At 68.6% G+C, this 19149-nt stretch carries 20 protein-coding genes; 6 read left to right on the top strand and 14 right to left on the bottom strand.

Going from position 1 to position 19149, the window contains the following annotated elements:
* The first annotated feature begins 45 nt into the window (after positions 1-45).
* Positions 46-885 (top strand): FAD-dependent oxidoreductase, encoded by an 840-nt coding sequence (locus QE449_RS03225; protein ID WP_307108204.1) that lies wholly within the window; start codon positions 46-48, stop codon positions 883-885.
* The gene (locus QE449_RS03220) at positions 782-1378 is read left to right on the top strand and encodes an FAD-dependent oxidoreductase (protein ID WP_307109666.1); all 597 of its coding nucleotides are present in this window, start codon (positions 782-784) and stop codon (positions 1376-1378) included. The genes QE449_RS03225 and QE449_RS03220 overlap by 104 nt, the downstream gene beginning before the upstream one ends.
* Here QE449_RS03220 and ligD read toward each other — a convergent pair.
* Positions 1359-2312 carry a non-homologous end-joining DNA ligase gene (ligD, locus tag QE449_RS03215; protein WP_307108203.1) on the bottom strand — a complete coding sequence of 318 codons (954 nt, stop codon included), beginning with the start codon at positions 2310-2312 and terminating at the stop codon, positions 1359-1361. The genes QE449_RS03220 and ligD overlap by 20 nt on opposite strands.
* 71 nt (positions 2313-2383) lie before the next feature.
* On the opposite strand from ligD, the gene QE449_RS03210 reads away from it, so the two are divergent.
* The gene (locus QE449_RS03210) at positions 2384-2707 is read left to right on the top strand and encodes a putative quinol monooxygenase (protein WP_307108202.1); all 324 of its coding nucleotides are present in this window, start codon (positions 2384-2386) and stop codon (positions 2705-2707) included.
* On the opposite strand, the gene QE449_RS03205 is transcribed toward QE449_RS03210, so the two are convergent.
* The 3 genes from QE449_RS03205 to QE449_RS03195 form a co-directional block, all read right to left on the bottom strand.
* The gene (locus QE449_RS03205; protein WP_307107964.1) at positions 2704-3678 is read right to left on the bottom strand and encodes an IS481 family transposase; all 975 of its coding nucleotides are present in this window, start codon (positions 3676-3678) and stop codon (positions 2704-2706) included. The two genes, QE449_RS03210 and QE449_RS03205, sit on opposite strands and share 4 nt — an antisense overlap.
* Before the next feature lie 104 nt (positions 3679-3782).
* On the bottom strand, positions 3783-4679 hold the full coding sequence (locus tag QE449_RS03200) for an alpha/beta fold hydrolase (RefSeq protein WP_307108201.1): 897 nt from the start codon (positions 4677-4679) through the stop codon (positions 3783-3785).
* A gap of 7 nt (positions 4680-4686) precedes the next feature.
* Complete coding sequence (locus tag QE449_RS03195; protein WP_307108200.1) at positions 4687-5265, bottom strand: TetR/AcrR family transcriptional regulator; 579 nt, start codon at positions 5263-5265, stop codon at positions 4687-4689.
* A gap of 53 nt (positions 5266-5318) precedes the next feature.
* Here QE449_RS03195 and QE449_RS03190 point away from each other — a divergent pair, with 53 nt between their 5' ends.
* Positions 5319-6233 (top strand): oxygenase MpaB family protein, encoded by a 915-nt coding sequence (locus QE449_RS03190; RefSeq protein WP_307108199.1) that lies wholly within the window; start codon positions 5319-5321, stop codon positions 6231-6233.
* Positions 6234-6402: 169 nt separating this feature from the next.
* Positions 6403-7242 (top strand): DUF559 domain-containing protein, encoded by an 840-nt coding sequence (locus QE449_RS03185; protein WP_307108198.1) that lies wholly within the window; start codon positions 6403-6405, stop codon positions 7240-7242.
* A gap of 56 nt (positions 7243-7298) precedes the next feature.
* On the opposite strand, the gene QE449_RS03180 is transcribed toward QE449_RS03185, so the two are convergent.
* Both QE449_RS03180 and groL read right to left on the bottom strand, forming a co-directional pair.
* Complete coding sequence (locus tag QE449_RS03180; protein ID WP_307108197.1) at positions 7299-7790, bottom strand: alpha/beta hydrolase; 492 nt, start codon at positions 7788-7790, stop codon at positions 7299-7301.
* Positions 7791-7889: 99 nt separating this feature from the next.
* Entirely contained in the window at positions 7890-9515 is a 1626-nt protein-coding gene (gene groL, locus QE449_RS03175) for a chaperonin GroEL (protein WP_307108196.1), read from the bottom strand.
* A gap of 403 nt (positions 9516-9918) precedes the next feature.
* Here groL and QE449_RS03170 point away from each other — a divergent pair, with 403 nt between their 5' ends.
* Positions 9919-11370 (top strand): amino acid permease, encoded by a 1452-nt coding sequence (locus QE449_RS03170; RefSeq protein WP_197027817.1) that lies wholly within the window; start codon positions 9919-9921, stop codon positions 11368-11370.
* Here QE449_RS03170 and QE449_RS03165 read toward each other — a convergent pair.
* The 8 genes from QE449_RS03165 to QE449_RS03130 all read right to left on the bottom strand — a co-directional run bounded on the left by QE449_RS03165 (position 11367) and on the right by QE449_RS03130 (position 19148).
* Positions 11367-12308, bottom strand: coding sequence for a serine/threonine-protein kinase (locus QE449_RS03165; RefSeq protein ID WP_307108195.1), 942 nt, complete (start codon positions 12306-12308; stop codon positions 11367-11369). The two genes, QE449_RS03170 and QE449_RS03165, sit on opposite strands and share 4 nt — an antisense overlap.
* Entirely contained in the window at positions 12308-13102 is a 795-nt protein-coding gene (locus QE449_RS03160; protein WP_222632042.1) for an HAD-IIA family hydrolase, read from the bottom strand. Before QE449_RS03160 ends, QE449_RS03165 begins: the two co-directional genes overlap by 1 nt.
* Positions 13103-13120: 18 nt before the next feature.
* Entirely contained in the window at positions 13121-14008 is an 888-nt protein-coding gene (locus tag QE449_RS03155; protein WP_307091082.1) for a DMT family transporter, read from the bottom strand.
* Between the two features lie 5 nt (positions 14009-14013).
* Positions 14014-14589, bottom strand: coding sequence for a DUF6764 family protein (locus QE449_RS03150; protein WP_037186116.1), 576 nt, complete (start codon positions 14587-14589; stop codon positions 14014-14016).
* A 75-nt stretch (positions 14590-14664) separates the two neighbouring features.
* The gene (locus tag QE449_RS03145) at positions 14665-15009 is read right to left on the bottom strand and encodes a UBP-type zinc finger domain-containing protein (RefSeq protein WP_056441460.1); all 345 of its coding nucleotides are present in this window, start codon (positions 15007-15009) and stop codon (positions 14665-14667) included.
* Positions 15006-16460, bottom strand: coding sequence for an ATP-binding protein (locus QE449_RS03140; protein WP_056441456.1), 1455 nt, complete (start codon positions 16458-16460; stop codon positions 15006-15008). Before QE449_RS03140 ends, QE449_RS03145 begins: the two co-directional genes overlap by 4 nt.
* Before the next feature lie 31 nt (positions 16461-16491).
* Positions 16492-18183: an FAD-dependent oxidoreductase gene (locus QE449_RS03135; protein WP_307108194.1), complete on the bottom strand. Its 1692-nt coding sequence runs from the start codon at positions 18181-18183 to the stop codon at positions 16492-16494.
* Between the two features lie 38 nt (positions 18184-18221).
* Positions 18222-19148: a LysR family transcriptional regulator gene (locus QE449_RS03130; RefSeq protein ID WP_051613454.1), complete on the bottom strand. Its 927-nt coding sequence runs from the start codon at positions 19146-19148 to the stop codon at positions 18222-18224.
* Position 19149 lies beyond the last annotated feature (1 nt).

Here is a 19149-nt window from a genome sequence, read left to right as displayed (position 1 = left end):
GGTGTGAGTGTGGCCGTGATGGGGCCCGCCCGTAGGGTGGGCCCCATGTCGGGGGACGTGGTCGTGATCGGGGCGGGGCTCAGCGGGTTGGTGGCAGCACGGGAGCTCGAGCGAGCGGGTCGGTCCGTCACGGTGCTCGACGCTGCCGATCGCATCGGCGGGAAGGTGCTCACCCGAGATGTCGACGGGCACCACGTCGACTACGGCGCGCACTGGGTCGGCGGGGATCAGACGGCTGTCCTGGACCTGGCCGACGAACTCGGCGTCGCCACCGCACCCGAACCGCGTCGTCGACGTGGCGCGGACGAGCTCTTCGCTGCCGCAGGACGCGTCCACCGATATCACGGGCAGGTGCCGCCGATACCGGCCCGGGAGTGGCTACCGGTGGGACTCGGGATCGCCGGACTGGACGTGGCAGTGCGACGCAGCCGCAGCACCCCGCTCCCCGTACTCGACGCCTGGCGTCCCGGCGAGCACGACATGTCGAACGCGATCGGCGATCGACTGTTCCGGTCCGCGTACGGACGCGACATCCTCACCTGCTTCTATCGCCTGATCTTCGGAGCCGACCCCGACGAGGTCCCTGCCCGCGCCGCGCTCGAGTACCTTCGGGCAGCCGGCAGTCTGCGGGCGATCGCGGAAGTACGCGACGGCGCGCAGGAACGCTACTTCGTGGACGGCGCCGGGGCTCTCGTCGCCGCTGTGGCGCAGCAACTCTCGGTGGATCCTCGTCTACGGACACCCCGTCACCGCCGTCCGCGCCGATGGGTCGGGAGCCGACATCATCACCGACGACGGGACTCTACGAGCGTCCGCCGTGGTGATCGCGGTACCCCTGCCCCGCGCTGCGGACATCGACGGCGCACTCCCTGCCGGTGCCGGTGAACGGATGCGGAACTCACGCATGGGCGAGTACGCGAAGACCATCGTGGTGTACGACGAGCCGTGGTGGCGCGAGGACGGTCTCACCGGAACCGTCCTCGACGTCGACGGACCCGTGCAGATGGTCGTCGACGGTGATCCCGGCGCGGACTCCCCCGGTGTCCTCGTCGCCTTCAGCGGTGGGCGAGCGGCGTCGGACCTGTTCTCCCGCAGTGACCGTCGTGAGGTCGTCGTCGCGGAGCTGGTCCGCCTGTTCGGCGCGCATGCGGCATCCCCACGCCGGATCGACGACATCACCTGGTCGGAGCAACCGTGGCTGGGCGGCGCACCCACCGCCATTCCCCCGTACGGCGGAGTCTTCGAGCCCAGCGAGCTGACCACCGGCCGAGTGCACTGGGCGGGAACGGATCTGGCGGACCGCTGGCCGGGTTACCTCGACGGAGCCGTGCGGTCCGGTCGGCGAGCGGCCGCGGAGATCATTCGTCCGGTTCGGTGAGACCCTCCCGCTCGTCACGCTCGGCCCATTCGATCAGCGGCTCGATCGAGTACACGGCATCGTCGATGCCGGCGTGCAGATCACCCAGGTCGGCGAACCGCGCGGGCACCGTGTACATCGTCAGGTCACCGGGCTCGACGTCCGCGATCTCGTCCCACGTGATCGGAGTCGACACGGTCGCATCCTGATTCCCGCGCACGGAATACGCGCTGGCTATGGTGTGATCCCGCGCGTTCTGGTTGTAGTCGACGAACAGCTTGGAAGGATCGCGATCCTTGCGCCACCACGTCGTCGTCACGTCCTCGGGTGCGCGCCTCTCGACCTCACGGGCGAACGCCAGTGCAGCCCTGCGCACATCCTTGAACCCGTGATCCGGGGCGATACGGACATAGACATGTAACCCGTTGCCGCCCGACGTCTTCGGCCATCCCACAGCGCCCAGTTCGTCCAGCACCTCGTGAACCACGCCCGCGACCCGTCGCACACGGTCGAACGAGCAGTCGGGCATCGGATCCAGATCGATCCGCCACTCGTCCGGACTCTCCACGTCGGCGCGGCGAGTGTTCCACGGGTGGAACTCCACCGTCGACATCTGCACGGCCCAGATCACGTGCGCCAGTTCCGTGACGCAGAGTTCGTCCGCGGTGCGGTTGTAGCGCGGGAACGTGACCTTCACGGTCTCCATCCAGTCCGGAGCACCCTTGGGCAGGCGCTTCTGGTGCACCTTCTCCCCCGCCAGCCCGTCCGGGAAGCGGTGCATCATGCACGGCCGCTCGCGAAGTGCGCGCACGATGCCGTCCCCCACGGACAGGTAGTACTCGACCAGATCGCGCTTGGTGGCACCGCTCGCAGGGAAGTACACGCGGTCGGGGTTGGACACCCGCACCGTGCGTCCGCGGACTTCGAGCTCGATCGCCGGTGACGTGGCTGCCATGTTCGCGATACTAGTGCGGGCCGAGGGGGTACACAGGGAGTCGACCGGTCCGCACGTTCGAAGGAGCCCCGTTGATTTTCATCACCGCCAAGTTCAGAGTGAAGCCCGAGCATGCCGACGACTGGCCGCAGATCTCGCGCGCCTTCACCGAGGCGTGCCAGGCGGAAGAAGGATGCCTCTGGTACTTCTGGTCGCGCACGCTCGACGACCCCACCGAGTACGTCCTGGTCGAGGCATTCCGCGATCCCGACGCCGGCGCGGCCCACGTCCAGTCGGACCACTTCAAGCAGGCGCAGAAGGACCTCCCGCCGTACCTGCAGGAGACCCCGAAGATCATCAGCCAGGAAGTGGACGGGACCGACTGGAACGAGCTGGGAGAGCTCGCGGTCGGCTAGTTGTAGTTCCCGGGGACGTTGCGTACGGGGACGCGGTCGATAGGTGACTGGCCACCGATGCCGGTGTGGGGTCGGTGGTGATTGTAGGTGTGGATCCAGTCCTGGTAGGTCGCTGCGCGGGCTTCGTCGGACAAGTAGGTGTGGGCGTAGGCCCACTCGGCGGCGAGGGTGCGGTTGAACCGTTCGACTTTGCCGTTGGTCTGCGGCCGGTACGGGCGGGTCCGTTTGTGGACCACAGTTCCGAGCGCTTCGGCGAACAGTGTTGAGCGGTAACAGGATCCGTTGTCGGTGAGCACTCGGGTGACGGTGACGCCGTGCGCTGCGAAGTACGCTTGGGCGCGGGTCCAGAACGCTGCGGCGGTCTCTTTGCGTTCATCGGTGAGGATCTCGGAGTACGCGAGCCGGGAGTGGTCGTCGACGGCGTGGTGGACGTAGGAGTATCCGAGGCTCTGCTTCTTGTTGTGCCGGTTTCCGATCGTGCGGCCGAACTTGCGGTGCCCGCCGCCGTCGGGGATGCGGCCGAGTTTCTTGATGTCGACGTGCACCAGATCGCCGGGGGTGGGGTGTTCGTAGCGTTGCGCCCGCAGTCGGCGGACGGGTAGTCCGGTGTTCTGGTCCAGGTGCGACAGCAACGGCATCGCGTATCGGCGCAGTACTGCTTCGACGGTCGAGCGGGCCAGGTGCAGGTGGTAGGCGATGCGGTGAGGTCCCCACCGCCTGGTGAAGCGCAGGTTGATGATTCGGCGTTCGGTGCGCTGGTCGGTGCGGGTGGGACTGCGGTGTGGGCGGCTGGAGGCGTCGCCCATCGCCGCGGCACCGCCGGCGGCGTAACGCCGCGCCCACTTCGATGCGGTGGCGGGTGAGCACTGGAATCGTTCGGCGGCGCGGCGGACGGTCCAGCCGGTGTCGACGATGGTGCGTGCCAGGTCCAACCGTCCCCGAGGGGTGAGGTAGGCGTTAGCGTGTGTCATGAGGGCCTCTGGTGGTCGGGGTGTGTGTGGTAACCACACCGATACCGGAGGCCCTCCCTCATCGACTCACGCCACGCCGTTCACAACCTCAACAAGAACTACAGCTAGTTCTCCGCCAGCGTCCGGACGGCGTCGGCGAACTGTCCAGGGAGTTCCTGGGGCGGATTGTGCCCGGCGTCGACGGCTCGGACGTCGATCAGATCGGTGAAGTGCGCCGAGTGGTCGGATGCTCCGTACAGCGCCGCCACGGTGTCCTCCGTCGGATCGATCACGATGGTGGGCACCGTGATTCGCGGTTGCGTCGCCAACAGCTGTTCGGTCTCGGCGTAGGCCGCGTCACCGGGTACCAGGCCGTACCGGTGGCGGTACGAATGGACTGCCACGTCCACGAAATCCGGATTGTCGAACGACGGCGCCGTGGCGGCGAACTCGGAGTCACCGAACCTCCACGTCGGCGACCAGTCGGTCCACAACGTCTGCGCGATCTCCGCGCGGTACGCGGCCAGACCGGCGCGACCTCGCTCGGAATGGAGGTAGTACTGGTACCAGTACCGCTTCTCCAGATGCGGTGGGGCCGGCGTCGTGGCAGCCGCCGCACGGTCCTGAACCAGGTATCCGGACACGCTGACAAGACCCGACACCGACTCCGGCCAGACAGCGGCGACGACGCACGCAGCCCGGCCGCCCCAGTCGTACCCGGCGACGAGTGGCCGGTCGAGGTCCAGCGCCGCGATCAGTTCACGCAGGTCGTGACCGAGTGCCGCCTGTTCACCCGACCGCATCGTTCCGGCGTCGGCGAATCGTGTCCCGCCGAAGCCGCGCAGATACGGAACGACCACATCGAATCCCTGCTTCGCCAGGATGCGCGCGACGTCGTCGTAGCAGCGGGTGTCGTACGGGAAGCCGTGCAGCAGCACCACAGCCCGCCCCGCCGGATCGCCGTAGCGCTCGTAGGCGACGTCGAGAACCCCGGCCCTGACGGTGCTGATCACTGGTGCCATGGATCCATCATGCCCGTCGACCACTGCGGCCGGCGGAGGTAACCACACCGATGCAGTGGTCGACGAACCGCTGCCGATCGACCTCGATTCCGCCGTCGAGGTACATCGTGAACAGAGCCGTGAGCGCCCCCACGACACCGGTCGCCGTCAACTGCCTGTCCACCTCGTCGGACTCGAGCTGCTCGCCCACCACCGACACGAAGACGGGCATCGTCGTCATGCCCAGCGTGCTCAATGCAGGATCCACGAACGGCGCTGTCAGAAGCACTCGGCCACGAGCCGGTTCGTCGATCATCAACTCCACGAATGCCGTGACGGCGCGGCGGGCGCGCTCGTCCGGGCGACGGGCCTGACCCACGGCCGTGACCAGTGCCTCGCGCGCACCCTCGGCGACCTCGCGATAGACGGTGCGCACGAACGTGTCCCGATCGGTGAAGTTCTCGTAGAAGTAGCGTTCGGTGAGCGACGCGCGCGAACACACCGAGCGCACGGTGACGGCGGGCCGACCGACCGAGCCGAGAAGTTCCACCCCGACCGCCAGCAAGGTTGCGCGCCGCTGCTCCCGCCGCGCCTCGAGCGTGGTCACGTTGCGACACCTCACTGTTGACGACCGTCCACCCAGGACCCTACGGTGACAACATGCGTAGTCAGCCGTTGGGGCCGGAGTCACTCACCTGGCGATACTTCGGGGACTGGCGCGGGATCCTGCAGGGACCGTGGGCCGGCTCGATGCAGAACATGCACCCGGGTCTCGGCGCGGCCGTCAGCGAGCACTCGACGTTCGAGATCGAGCGCTGGGAGCGCGTCATGCGCTCGCTCTATCCCATCGGCGGCGTCGTGTTCGACGGTGACCGCGCACCCGAGACCGCGGAACGAATCAGGCGCTACCACAACGACATCAGCGGTCTCGATGCTCACGGGCGGCCCTACCACGCCCTCGATCCCGACATCTTCTACTGGGCGCACGCCACGTTCTTCGTGGGCACCATGCGCACCGCCGAGTACTTCATGGGCGGCATCACCGAGGCCGAGCGAGAGCAACTGTTCGACGAGCACCGACGGTGGTACGGCCTGTACGGCATGAGCATGCGCCCCGTGCCCGAGACGTGGTCCGACTTCCAGGCGTACTGGGACCGGATGTGCCGCACCGTTCTGGAGGACACCCCGGCCGCGCGCCTGGTCCTCGACATGTCGTCCGTGCCGGTGCCACCGTTCCTGCCACTACCCGAGTGGCTGTGGGCCCGGATGCGCCCGGTCGTCGACCGCACCTTCCGGCGCATCACCGTCGGGCTCTACGACACGGCGGTCCGAGACCTGCTGGGCTACACCTGGACCGATCGGGACGAGCGCTGGCTGCGGCGGCTGGGTTTCCTGGTGAACGTGGCGTTCCGGGCCGTGCCGGCGCGGCGGCGCAAGCATCCGCGTGCGCGCGCCGGACTGGACCGCGCCGCCGGCCGGATCCTCGCCACCGACCCGCTGGTGGAGACCCCGGACCGCAACCTCCCGCCCGCGGGTCGTCGGCAGAACCCGCGGCACTACGTTCCCGGGCGCTGAGGCTGAGTCGTCGGAATCGCCCTCGATTGTGCAGAACCGCGACATCGATCATCATCGTGTGGCTCCACACGCAAGCTGGTGGATCTCGTTGTGCACGAACGAGCGCTTCGTCCACAGGCGCGGACCACCGCCAGACCTCGACAGCACGCGAGCAACTCACACTCGGCCGATGGGAGTCCACACCAGACGACAGCTGATCGCCGGGGGCATCAGCGGCGCGACCGTCGATCGCAGAGCATCGCGCGGCGAACTGCACCGACTGCTGCCCGGCGTGTACTCCACCGAACCACCCACGTACGAGGACAGGTGCACGGCGGTCCGACTGTGGAAACCGCACGCCGTCGCGAGTCACGACACCGCAGCCTGGATCTGGGGGCTGCTGCCCACGGAACCCTCCATGGTCCACGTGACGGTGCCGCCGACGGGGTACGCGGGTGGCCCGAACTGGGTGCGTGTTCATCGCCGGGCTCTGACGAACGTCAGATGGTTGGGGGACATACCTGTCGTGTCCCTCGAACACGCGATCCTCGACGTCGCCGGCACGTTGACCCGGCCGCAGTTCGAGAAGGTGATCGACAGGGCGCTGTCACGGGCGGTGAGCTGGCGTTCCCTGGCTCAGCTGTGCGACGAGGCGAAGGGGATGACCGGCATGCGTCTGCTGCGTGACCAGTTGCGTCGAGCCTGCCCGCACACACTGTCCGAACCCGAGCGCATGGTGGCGCGAGCTCTCACCGCCCGCAACATGCACCTGGAGATCAATGGCAAGGTCGGCCCGTACTACGGAGATCTGGTGGACCGGCGCGGGCGCGTGGTGGTGGAGATCGATGGGCGTGAGTTCCACACGGCTGCAGACGTCTTCACCAGCGATCGTCGCCGACAGAACGCACTGGTGTTGGACGGCTGGCTGGTTCTGAGATACTCCGCTGTCACGGTGAAGGCGAGCGTGGCCGCAGTCGCGGACGAGATCATCGAGACGGTGCGCCGGCGACGATCGCTCGCGCGAGGGTGAGCGCACACGATCACCGGTGATTCTGCGGATGCGCGGAATCGTCGACGATCGTGTGGCTACAGCCGCATCGACGCCACCACCTCCCCGAGCGCCCCCTCGAACTGGTGCCCACCCCGCTGGTGCTCGACCACCTGAGCGCCCGGGAGCCGCGCGGAGGCCAGTGCGAGGTGCGCGAACGGCACCACGTCGTCGTCGCGGCAGTGGTGCAGCGTCAGGGAGACCTCCGGCGGGACGGTCGGCCACTCGTACTGGTGGACGTCCCAGCCCGCGGCACTCCAGTCGGGCATCGCGAGCAACGTGGCGGCGGGAACCGGGACCGAAGCGAGCACGTGCAGCAGGACGGTGGCGCCGAAGGAGTGGGCGATCACGACGTCGGGACTCGCCTCGAGGCCGCGGCGTATCGGTCCTGCCCACGCCTCGACGCTCATGTCGTCGCTCGGGATGCGGGGCATGTCGACCGTCGCGCCGAGCAGCGCGCCGAACTCCTCCGCCAGTGGCTCGTCGTCGTCCTCGCCGCCGGCGCCGTGGACGAACAGCAGTCTCGTCATACCGATACCGACTCGACGGGGCGCCGGAACTCACCGCGGAACGCCGAGAGCCGGCCACCCGTGAGGGTGACCGGCTCTCGTGCGATCAGGGAGCGGGACTCAGAAGTCCATGCCGCCCATGCCGCCGGTCGGATCGCCCGCGGGCGCTCCGGCCTTCTCCGGCTTGTCGGCGACGACGGCCTCGGTGGTGAGGAACAGAGCCGCGATCGACGCTGCGTTCTGCAGTGCCGAGCGGGTGACCTTGACCGGGTCGTTGATGCCGGCGGCGAGCAGGTCCTCGTACTCGTTGGTCGCGGCGTTGAGGCCGTGGCCGAGGGGGAGGTTGCGCACCTTCTCCGCGACGACGCCGGGCTCGAGGCCGGCGTTGAACGCGATCTGCTTCAGCGGTGCCTCGAGGGCGACGCGAACGATGTTCGCGCCGGTGGCCTCGTCGCCCGTGAGGTTGAGGTTCTCGAGTGCGGGAGCCGACTGCAGCAGCGCGACGCCACCACCGGCGACGATGCCCTCCTCGACAGCTGCCTTGGCGTTGCGCACGGCATCTTCGATGCGGTGCTTGCGCTCCTTGAGCTCGACCTCGGTGGCGGCACCGGCCTTGATGACTGCAACGCCACCGGCCAGCTTGGCCAGGCGCTCCTGCAGCTTCTCACGGTCGTAGTCCGAGTCGGAGTTCTCGATCTCGGAACGGATCTGCGAGACACGACCCGCGATGGTGTCGGCGTCGCCGGAGCCCTCGATGATGGTGGTCTCGTCCTTGGTCACGACGACCTTGCGAGCCTGGCCGAGCAGCTCGAGTCCGGCACCCTCGAGGGAGAGGCCGACCTCTTCGCTGATGACCTCGCCACCGGTGAGGATGGCGATGTCGGCGAGCTGCGCCTTGCGACGGTCACCGAAGCCCGGTGCCTTGACGGCGACGGACTTGAAGGTGCCACGGATCTTGTTCACGACGAGGGTGGAGAGCGCTTCGCCCTCGACGTCCTCGGCGATGATCAGGAGCGGCTTGCCGGACTGGATGACCTTCTCCAGCAGGGGCAGCAGGTCCTTGACGGTGGAGACCTTCGAGCTGACGAGCAGGATGTACGCGTCTTCGAGGACGGCTTCCTGACGCTCGGCGTCGGTGACGAAGTATCCCGAGATGTAGCCCTTGTCGAAGCGCATGCCCTCGGTGAGCTCGAGCTGCAGGCCGAAGGTGTTGGACTCCTCGACCGTGATGACGCCTTCCTTGCCGACCTTGTCCATGGCCTCGGCGATGAGCTCGCCGATGGACGCGTCGCCTGCGGAGATACCAGCGGTCGCAGCGATCTGCTCCTTGGTGTCGATCTCCTTGGCGGACTTCAGCAGGGACTCGGTGACAGCGGCGACGGCTGCCTCGATGCCGCGCTTGAGGCCGAGCGGGTTCGCGCCGGCTGCGACGTTGCGCAGGCCTTCGCGGACGAGTGCCTGAGCGAGAACGGTCGCGGTGGTGGTGCCGTCACCTGCGACGTCGTCGGTCTTCTTGGCGACCTCTTTGACCAGCTCTGCGCCGATCTTCTCGTACGGGTCCTCCAGCTCGATCTCCTTGGCGATGGACACACCATCGTTGGTGATCGTGGGGGCGCCCCACTTCTTCTCGAGTACGACGTTGCGACCCTTGGGGCCCAACGTCACCTTGACTGCGTCGGCGAGGCTGTTCAAGCCCCGTTCGAGGCCACGGCGTGCCTCTTCGTCGAACGCGATGATCTTGGCCATTGCGAAGTGATCCTCCGGATTGGGGGTGACACACGAAGCGACCGCGGGTGGGTCGCTCCCTTTCCACATCCGGCCGAGTCGGTGCCCGCGACGGACGACCAGGGGTGTCGATGATTCCCGATCTCACCTCTTCGACCTGGCACTCACAGTACGCGAGTGCCAACCAGATTTCTAGCAGTCGAGGTGGTCGAGTGCAAGGTCGTCGTCGAGTGGTCGCGATTCACACGGTGTTCACGTGCCGGAACGACGACCGACTCACGCGTGAGAAGAATGTGTGACGCGACCAGTTGTCGCGCGCCACAACAGAATCCACGCGAATCGGACATATACACCCGCCCACCCCTGCGGACGAAAGGACCACATCGTGTCCGATGCAGTCGACACCGGTTACGACAACTCGGCGATGGCACACGAGGAGGAGGGCTACGACAAGGGCCTGAAGCCTCGGCAACTGCAGATGATCGCCATCGGCGGCGCGATCGGCACCGGCCTGTTCCTCGGCGCGGGCGGCCGCCTCGAGTCCGCGGGCCCGGGCCTGTTCATCATCTACGCCGTCTGCGGCGTCTTCGTCTTCTTCATCCTCCGAGCGCTCGGCGAGCTGGTGCTCCACCGCCCGTCCTCCGGATCGTTCGTCTCCTACGCCCGCGAGTTCTACGGCGAGAAGGCCGCCTACGCGGCCGGGTGGATGTACTTCCTCAACTGGGCGATGACGGCGATCGTCGACGTCACGGCCGTCGCGACGTACATGCACTACTGGGGCGCCTTCAAGGGCATCCCGCAATGGACCATCGCCCTGATCGCACTGGCCATCGTGCTCGCCGTGAACCTGGTGTCGGTGAAGTGGTTCGGCGAGATGGAGTTCTGGGCGGCCATGATCAAGGTCGCGGCGCTGGTGACCTTCCTGGTCGTCGGCACCGTCTTCCTCGCCGGTCGTTTCGACGTCGACGGCCAGTCGACCGGCTTCGGCGTCATCTCGGGCAACGGCGGCCTCTTCCCCACCGGGGCGTGGCCGCTGGTCATCGTCACGTCGGGTGTCGTCTTCGCCTACGCGGCCGTCGAGCTGGTCGGGACCGCGGCCGGAGAGACCGAGAACCCGGCGAAGGTCATGCCGCGGGCCATCAACTCCGTCATCTTCCGCATCGCGGTGTTCTACGTGGGATCGCTGATCCTGCTGGCGCTGCTGTTGCCGTACACGACCTACCGGGCCGGGGAGAGCCCCTTCGTCACGTTCTTCTCCCGCATCGGCGTCGACGGCGCCGGGACGATCATGAACATCGTCGTGGTCACCGCGGCGCTGTCCAGCCTCAACGCCGGGCTGTACTCGACGGGCCGCATCCTGCGGTCGATGGCGATGAACGGCAGCGCGCCGTCGTTCACGGCGCGGATGAGCCGGAACGGTGTCCCCTACGGCGGCATCCTGCTCACCGGCGCCCTGACACTCCTCGGCGTGGCGCTCAACGCGTTCAAGCCCGGCGAGGCGTTCGAGATCGTGCTCAACATGTCGGCCCTCGGCATCATCGCCTCGTGGGCGACCATCGTGCTCTGCCAGCTGCAGCTCTACCGGTGGAGCCGCAAGGGCATCCTCGAACGGCCGTCGTTCCGGCTCTTCGGGGCGCCGTACACGAGCTACGCGACGCTCGCGTTCCTCGCTGCGGTGCTGGTGCTCATGGCGCTCGACGCGCCGATCGGGACGTGGACCGTCGCCACACTCGTCGTCATCGTGCCGATGCTCATCGGCGGCTGGTTCCTCGTCCGGGCCCGCGTCCTCAGCGTCGCCGAGGAGCGGATGGGCTACACGGGTAAGTACCCCGTCGTCGCGAACCGGCCGACGGATCCCGAGACGCCGAGCGACTAGCGACGTCGGTACCAGGGCCGGCCGGGCTCAGGTGGCGGGGAGGCCGGAGGCCGGCCGGGCTCAGGTGGCGGGGAGGCCGGAGGCCGGCCGGGATCAGGTGGCGTGTGGTCCCTCAGGGCCCGCGCCACCGCCACGCTCAGGTCGTGGCACGACGCGAACCGGTCCGGCGGCTCCTTGGCCAGCGCGCGCTGCACGACGGCGTCGAGGCGGGTCGGCAGGTCGGCCCGACGAGAGCTGACGGACGGCGGGGTCCGCCTCAGCTGGGCGTCCATGACGGCGAACGGAGTGGCCAGCGGGAACGGCGGCCGTCCCGTGAGCAGTACGACGAGGGTGGCACCGAGCGCGTAGATGTCGGTGCGGGCGGTGAGCGTGCCGCCCCGCAGCAGTTCGGGTGCCGCGTAGCCGATCGACGTCAGCACCGTCCCGTCGTCCGACACCAGCGGTGTCGGCGAGGACGTCGACCGGGCGATTCCCCAGTCGGACAGCAGAATCTGCTCCCGGGTGTCCGCATCGGCGACACTCGCGAGCAGGATGTTGGCCGGCTTGACGTCCCGGTGGACGATCCCGAGCCCGTGCGCGTGATCGAGGGCTCTCGCCACGCCGTCGACGATGCGGGCGGCTCGGTGGACGTCGAGTGGGATCTGTCCGCGCGCGACGAGGCGGGCGGCGCTGTACCCGTCGACGTGGGGCATCGACATCCACGGCCGCCCGCGGAACTCGCCGTGATCGTGCGCCGCGACGATGTTCGGGTGCTGCAGCAGGGCCCCGATCCGCACCTCGGCCGCGAACGCGTCCCGCGGGGCGTCCGCACGCAGGATCTTCAGGGTCTCCGGCGGTGCCGATCCACGTCGGGCGAGATACACCTCGGCGGTGCCGCCGTGACCGAGCAGTCTCTCGACGCGGAACCCCGCGAACTCGGATCCCGGCCGCAGGACCACTACCGACCGATCTCCAGCACCGCCGGCAGGTCCGCGACGGAGTCGACGACGAACGCCGGTTGCATCGCGTACTGGTCGCGTGCGTGCCGGTCGAGGCGTTCCTGACGGAACTTGCCCGTGCGGACCAACATGCCGCGCATGCCGACGACCTGGGCGGCGAGCACGTCGTTGTCGAGATCGTCCCCGACCATCACCACCAGGTCCGGATCGACGCCCATGCGTTCCGCCGACGTCTGGAAACCGAGCGGCGCCGGCTTGCCGACGGCCGTCGCCGTGCGGCCGGACGCCGATTCCATGCCCGTCAGATACATGCCCGTGTCGATGCGCAGCCCCTCGGCCGTGGTCCACATGAGGCTGCGGTGCATCGCGACGACGGGCACGCCCTGACACATCCAGTCGTAGACCCGGCTGAGCGCCTCGTGAGTGAACTGCTCGCCGGCGCCGCCGAGCACCACCACGTCCGGATCGCTGTCGACCCACTCCACGCCGGGCAGATCGTCGGCGATCCGGCCGCTGTTGAGGAGGACGCACCGCGCACCGGGGTACCGCGTCCTCAGGTGATCGGCGGTGAGAGTGGCCGCGGTGACGATCTCGTCGGCGTGCACCTCGATGCCCGCATCGGTGAGCGCCTCGGAGATCTGCTCCCGCGTCTTCGACGTGGTGTTGGTCAGGAACGCGCACGCCACGTCGTTGCTGCGCAGCGTGCTCACCGTCTCCGCGGCCCCGGGCACGGGACGCCAACTGGTCATGAGCACACCGTCGATGTCGAACAACACCCCACCGATCGGACTCATGCGACGAGCCTAGTGCCGCTACGGGTTCGGGGCAGGATGGGCGGGTTCGACGTTCTCGGCCGCGCCCGCGGACCGGGCCAGGGCCACCGCCGAGACCACCACGAGAATCAGGGCGACGACCAGCACCACCGTGACCTCACGATCGGCGTCGAGGTACTCGCCCAGCACGACGAATCCCAGCAGCGACGCGACCATCGGTTCCATCACGGTCGTCGCGGGCAGCGAGGCCTGCAACGCACCCACCTGGAAGGCCGACTGCTGCAGCGAGATCGCGACCACGGCCACGGCCACGAGCGCGTACGGCTCGACCGAGGTCAGCAGCGGCTGCGGTCCGCGTCCGGCGAGGTGGACGACACTCTTCGTCAGCACGGCCGCGACGCCGAACAGCGCACCGCCGGCCAGTCCCAGCAGCAGGGCGCGCCGGGACCGGGAGCCGCTGCGCGCGCCGAGAACACAGGCGAGAACGAACGGAATTCCGACGCAGAGAACGACGACCCAGTGCCGCGTCTCGGCGCGTTCCACGCCGGGCCGCGGATCGCCCACGACGACGAGGACCGCGATGGCCGCCGTCAGCGCGGCAGCCCACAGCCAGTCCTTCGCCGACACGGTGCGGCCGGAGAACCGAGCACCCAGCGGCAGCGCGAACAGCAGGGACAACACGAGGAGCGGCTGCACCAGGAGAAGGGATCCGAGCCCCAACGCCGCCGCCTGCAGGCCGTAGCCGCCGATGCCGACGACCGTGCCGATCCACCACAGCGGCTCGCGGATCAGCGTGGTGATGGGTCCCAGCCGACCGACGGACTCGTCGGGAATCGACGCCGCCGACCGCTGGCGGACGACGGTACCGACAGCGATGCACACCGCCGCCCCGACGGCGCAGAGCACCGCCAGGACGGTGGCGTTCACGACGGTTACAGACCGGCGATGCAGGACCGCCCGGTGGAGAGGTCGAGAGCGAAGGAGTTGAGACCGGCGCAGTTCACGCCCGTGACCGTGCTGGCCGTCGCGCCGCCGCCGTACCCGGCGATGGCGACGGAGGTGGCTCCGTTCGTGGCGAAGGACTGCGAGATGCCGCCACCGAGGGAGTACGAGTACGAGGTACCCGCTCCCAGAACGGCACTCAGCGCGGTGCCGAAACCGGTGGCGTTCGACGTCGAGCGCCCGCCGTCGGCGACGCTGACCGCGGTACCGCTCTCGGACGCCGACGACGTGGCGACGCCGGCGCCGGTGGCCTTGGCTCCGCAGCTGGCCGTGTCGCTCACCTGGATGTCGTTGGCCGCGGGCGGGGACACGCAGGTGACCGGAGCCGCGGACGCCACCCCGGTACCGAGGATCGCACCTGCGGCGATGGTGGCGCCGACCGCGACGGCTGCGCCGAATCGCGTTGCACGAGAGGAACTTCGATCCGAGCGCGTGGCGTTGGAGAAGAAGGACGAGGTGGGGATGAACGACACGGACGGCTCCTGAGGCTGTGCGAGAGAATGCATCGTGCAATGCACCGCAGACCTTACCGCCCGCTCGTCCCTACCGGCGGGTAACTCCATAACGATTCGATGTTGGGTTCAGCGGACGTGGCGCTGCCAGTCCCAGGGGACCCGAGACGACGGTCCGGGCACTGTCTGGTCCATCGGATGATGCTGCGGCGCAGCGAGTTCGGGACCGTCGAAGCCCTCCTCGGTGACGTAGTTCCAGAACCACGTCTCCCCGGGTTCGAACGACTGCACGACGGGATGACCGCTGGTCGCGGCATGGGCACTCGCGTGCTGCGACGGTGAGGAGTCACAGCATCCGACGTGGCCGCACTGAGCGCACCGACGCAGGTGCACCCACCACCCGTCGGTGGCGTCGCACTCCACGCAGCCCGTGCCGCTGGGCGGTACCGCGGTGTCGATTCCGTTCGTGCTCATCCGACTTCCTCCTCTGCGATCGGCATGGGCGCCCCGGCCGGGCCGTCGATCGGTATCCGTACCTGGAACCGGGTGTCTCCCGGCTCCGACAGCAACCGTAGGTCGCCGCCGTGCTTCTTCACCACGATCCGCCACGAGATGTCGAGGCCCAGACCGGTGCCCTCGCCCACGGGCTTGGTGGTGAAGAACGGTTCGAAGATGCGGGACCGGATCGCCTCGGGAACGCCCGGGCCGGTGTCCCCGATCTCGATGAGGGCCGTGTCGTTCTCCCGCGCGGTGCGCAGAGTGAGCGTTCCTCGGCCGTCCATGGCCTGTACGGCGTTGTCGATGAGGTTGGTCCACACCTGGTTGAGCTCCGCGGCGTACGCCGCGACGGGAGGCAGCGCCGGGTCGAAGTCCTTGACCACCGTGATGTCGTCGCCGATCTTGCGGCCGAGCATCACCAGGGTGCTCTTGAGGAGGACCCGCAGATCCACCTTCTGGAACGGCGCACGGTCCATCTGCGAGTACTGCTTCGCGGCGTTGACCAGCGTCGACACCCGTGTGGTGGAGTCGGAGATCTCGTTCATGAGCAGTTCGGTCTCGATGGTGTAGTTCAGCCAGCGGATCGTGCTCTCGAGAAGCTCCGCCCCCGTGTCCGCGGCGACGCGCTCGAGCCAGTCGGCCTCGATGCCGGCCTGCACGAAGGTCGGGGCGAGGTCCCACCCGTCGGAGATGCCGTGGTCCTCGAACCACTCCCCCAGCGCGTCCTCCCGGTCGGAGGCCTCCATGGGAGTGAGCTCCGGCGCTTTGCCCACCAGTTCGGCGGCCTCGTCCTGCAGGCGGATCAGACCCGTCAGGGAGTCGGTGTCGTAGACGCCCGACGCGATGACGCCGAGTTTGCGGCGCATGTGCGACACCCGGTCCCGCAGCGCCGCCGTCGCACGGACCGCCGCGGCGGCCGGGTTGTTCAGCTCATGTGTCAGACCGGCCGACAGCGACCCCAGCGCCAGCAACCGCTCCCGCTGGTCGATGACCTGCTTGCTGCTCTGCTGACCGAAGAACAGTCCCTCGAGCATGTGGACCGCCATGGGGAACCACTCTCGAACCAGGTCTCCGAACCGCTCGGCGTCGAGCACGAAGAACCGGGACGGACGCGTCACGTCCATGCCCGACATGTACTTCTGCGGGGCGCGGTCCCCGAGGTACGCCTGCCACGCACCCGCGTAGACGCCCCGCGACGACGTGCGGTTCACCTCGATCTTCTCGCCACCCGACATCTTGGTCAGCACCAGTTCCCCGTCGAGGAGCACGTAGAAGCACGTGGCGTCGTCGCCCTCCGCGAACACGGGACCGGCCTCGATCATCTCCACGTGCCCGTTGGCACACAGTTGCTCGAGCTGCTCGTCGTCGAGCGACTCGAAGAGGAACAGCGTCTTCAGTTCCTCGGTGCTGCAGTCGAGTTCGGTCATGATGATCCAGCTTCCGGGACGCGTGCGGTGGTCAGGGTTGGGCGAGATAGCGGTGGACGAGCATGACGGCCATCGCACCCTCACCGACGGCCGACGCGACGCGCTTGGCGGAGTCCGCGCGCACGTCGCCCGCCGCGAAGATGCCGGGCACGCTGGTCTCGAGATGGTGCGGTGCGCGGTCGACCGACCAGCCCGGAGGGCGGGCCCCGTCGACCGTGAGGTCCTGACCCGAGACGACGAAGCCGTGGCGGTCGCGCACCACCACGCCGTCCAGCCACTCGGTCCGCGGCGCCGCCCCGATGAAGAGGAACAGGTAGCCCGTGTCGACGGTCTCCTCGTCGCCGGAGACCTTGTCGCGCAGGGTGATCTGTTCGAGGTGGCCGTCGCCGTGCGCGGCGGTCACCTCGGTGCAGGGGCGGACGGAGATGACGGGGTTCTTCTCGATCTGCTGCACGAGGTAGTACGACATGGAGGCTTCCAGCGACCCGGCGCGCACCACGATGGTCACCGACCGCGCCCACTTGGACAGGTACATCGCTGCCTGACCGGCGGAGTTCGCGCCGCCCACGATGTACACGTCCTGATCGGTACAGCCGACCGCCTCGGTGACCGCGGAGCCGTAGAAGACGCCGCGACCGGCGAACTCGTCGACCCCCGGCGCCGGATGCCGGCGGTAGGAGACACCCGTGGCGAGGATGATCGAGTGCGCGGCGATCGCACTGCCGTCGGTCAGACGCACCACGCGCGCCGGCCCGTCGACCTCGACACCCGCGACCTCGCGGGTGGTGACGAGTTCGGCGCCGAACTTCTCGGCCTGCCGACGTGCACGCTCGGCCAGCTGCGCGCCGGACACCCCGTCCGGGAAACCGAGGTAGTTCTCGATGCGCGAGCTCTGGCCCGCCTGCCCACCCGTCGCGGTGCGCTCGACGAGGACCGTCCGGAGACCCTCGGACGCGCCGTAGACGGCCGCGCCCAGGCCGGCGGGCCCGCCGCCCACGACGACGAGGTCGTAGAAGTCCTCCGTCGGCGTGGTGCCCAGACCGAAGTACTCGGCCAACTCGGTGTCGGTGGGGTCGAGCAGACACGACCCGTCCGCGCACACCACCACCGGCAGCGTGCGATCGTCGTGACCCGCCGCCGCCAACAGACGCGCTCCCTCGGGCTCGTCCGCGAGGAACCACCGGTACGGCAGCCTGTTGCGGGCGAGGAACTCGCGCATCTCCGACGATCGAGACGCCCACCGACCCGCGATGATCTTGGTCTCCAGGATGGGCCGGATGTCGGCGGCGTGCCACGCGTCGAGCAGCGTGTCCACCACCGGGTACAGCTTCTCCTCCGGCGGATCCCACGGCTTGAGCAGGTAGTAGTCGAGGTCGACGACATTGATCGCCTCGATGGCGGCGTCGGTGTCCGCGTACGCCGTGAGGAGCACGCGGCGCGCGAACGGGAAGATGTCCATGGCCTGCTCGAGGAACTCGAGACCGCTCATCGACGGCATGCGGTAGTCCGCGAGCAATACCGCGACCTGGTCACCGCGCAACGCGATCTCTCGCAACGCCTCCAGGGCGGACTCGCCGGACTCCGCCCGGATGATGCGGTACTTCTCGCCGTACTTGCGCCGCAGATCGCGGGCGACGGCGCGGGACACCCCGGGATCGTCGTCCACGGTGAGGATGGCCGGCTTGCTCGCGCCGGCCGAACTTCGGGGAGCTGGGTCGCTCACGAACCCGCCTTTCCACTCGTCACGACGGCGACAGTATGTCAGCGTCGTCGGCGGGGCACCTGACTTCGCTTGGCGGCCGGCCCCGGAGCAGCTGCCTTCTTCTTCTTCCTCGGCGGTGTCCCGCGTTCGGACTCGGTACGCGAGCTGTGCGCGGCCCGTCCGCGCACCACCCCCAGGAACTCCTGCGGCAGGTCGAGTGTTCCCTCCTCGGGTGCGGCGACCGATGTGGGCCAGGCCAGGAAGATCCGGGTGGGGTCCGCGTCGGTGACGGGCCGGTAGAGCAGGTCCTTGCGACTGTGCAGTCGGGCCAACGAGTGCGGCACGAGCACCGGGCCGACACCGGCGGCCACCATCTCGAGCGTCGTCGGCAGCGACGCCTCGGATCGGTCGGAGCCGTCCTGCAGCGACTCGCCCTCGAGATCACCGAGCGTGACGGCGTCGTAGGCCGCGGCCGGATGGTCCTTGGGCACCACCACGACGGCGACCTCGGAGTACAGCGGGACGCAGTGCAGCCCCTCCCGTTCGGCGGGCTCCCGCACGAAGCACATGTCGACCACACCCGTCCGCAGCGCGTCGAGCTGGTCCGACTCCTCGACGACGACCGTCTGCAGGTCGGTGCCGGGGTGGCGATCCGCCCAGATCCGGGTCCATTTCGTGACCGTCACTCCCGGAACGAAACCGACCCGCAGCGTCGGCCGCGCCGGCGCTGCCGCAGCCTCCTCGGCGCGGCGGCGATCGTCCTCCGCCACGATGTCGCGGGCCCGGTCGAGCAGAGCCCGTCCGGCCTCGGTGAGTTCGGTGGGCCCGTCGCCCGGAACGAACAGGGGTTCGCCGACCTCGTCCTGGAGTTCCTTGACCGCGGCACTCAGTCGGAGCCGGGAGATGTTCAGCGCCTTCGCCGCGCGCCCGAACGCGAGCGTCTCGGCGACCTCGATGTACCAGCGCAGGACGGTCGCATCGTTCACC

Origin of the sequence: Rhodococcus sp. SORGH_AS_0303, assembly GCF_030819335.1 — a bacterium.
Taxonomy (GTDB): domain Bacteria; phylum Actinomycetota; class Actinomycetes; order Mycobacteriales; family Mycobacteriaceae; genus Rhodococcoides.
The sequence above is the reverse complement of the archived record's forward strand: the minus strand, read 5'-3'. Positions and strand labels throughout refer to the sequence as shown.

What these genes read in the sequence shown, in the direction of transcription:
- QE449_RS03225 (WP_307108204.1), top strand. Translation starts at nt 46, where the DNA reads ATGTCGGGGGACGTGGTCGTGATCGGGGCGGGGCTCAGCGGGTTGGTG.
- ligD (WP_307108203.1), bottom strand. Translation starts at nt 2,312, where the DNA reads ATGGCAGCCACGTCACCGGCGATCGAGCTCGAAGTCCGCGGACGCACG.
- QE449_RS03205 (WP_307107964.1), bottom strand. Translation starts at nt 3,678, where the DNA reads ATGACACACGCTAACGCCTACCTCACCCCTCGGGGACGGTTGGACCTG.
- QE449_RS03200 (WP_307108201.1), bottom strand. Translation starts at nt 4,679, where the DNA reads ATGGCACCAGTGATCAGCACCGTCAGGGCCGGGGTTCTCGACGTCGCC.
- QE449_RS03190 (WP_307108199.1), top strand. Translation starts at nt 5,319, where the DNA reads ATGCGTAGTCAGCCGTTGGGGCCGGAGTCACTCACCTGGCGATACTTC.
- QE449_RS03185 (WP_307108198.1), top strand. Translation starts at nt 6,403, where the DNA reads ATGGGAGTCCACACCAGACGACAGCTGATCGCCGGGGGCATCAGCGGC.
- QE449_RS03180 (WP_307108197.1), bottom strand. Translation starts at nt 7,790, where the DNA reads ATGACGAGACTGCTGTTCGTCCACGGCGCCGGCGGCGAGGACGACGAC.
- groL (WP_307108196.1), bottom strand. Translation starts at nt 9,515, where the DNA reads ATGGCCAAGATCATCGCGTTCGACGAAGAGGCACGCCGTGGCCTCGAA.
- QE449_RS03170 (WP_197027817.1), top strand. Translation starts at nt 9,919, where the DNA reads ATGGCACACGAGGAGGAGGGCTACGACAAGGGCCTGAAGCCTCGGCAA.
- QE449_RS03160 (WP_222632042.1), bottom strand. Translation starts at nt 13,102, where the DNA reads ATGAGTCCGATCGGTGGGGTGTTGTTCGACATCGACGGTGTGCTCATG.
- QE449_RS03150 (WP_037186116.1), bottom strand. Translation starts at nt 14,589, where the DNA reads ATGCATTCTCTCGCACAGCCTCAGGAGCCGTCCGTGTCGTTCATCCCC.
- QE449_RS03145 (WP_056441460.1), bottom strand. Translation starts at nt 15,009, where the DNA reads ATGAGCACGAACGGAATCGACACCGCGGTACCGCCCAGCGGCACGGGC.
- QE449_RS03140 (WP_056441456.1), bottom strand. Translation starts at nt 16,460, where the DNA reads ATGACCGAACTCGACTGCAGCACCGAGGAACTGAAGACGCTGTTCCTC.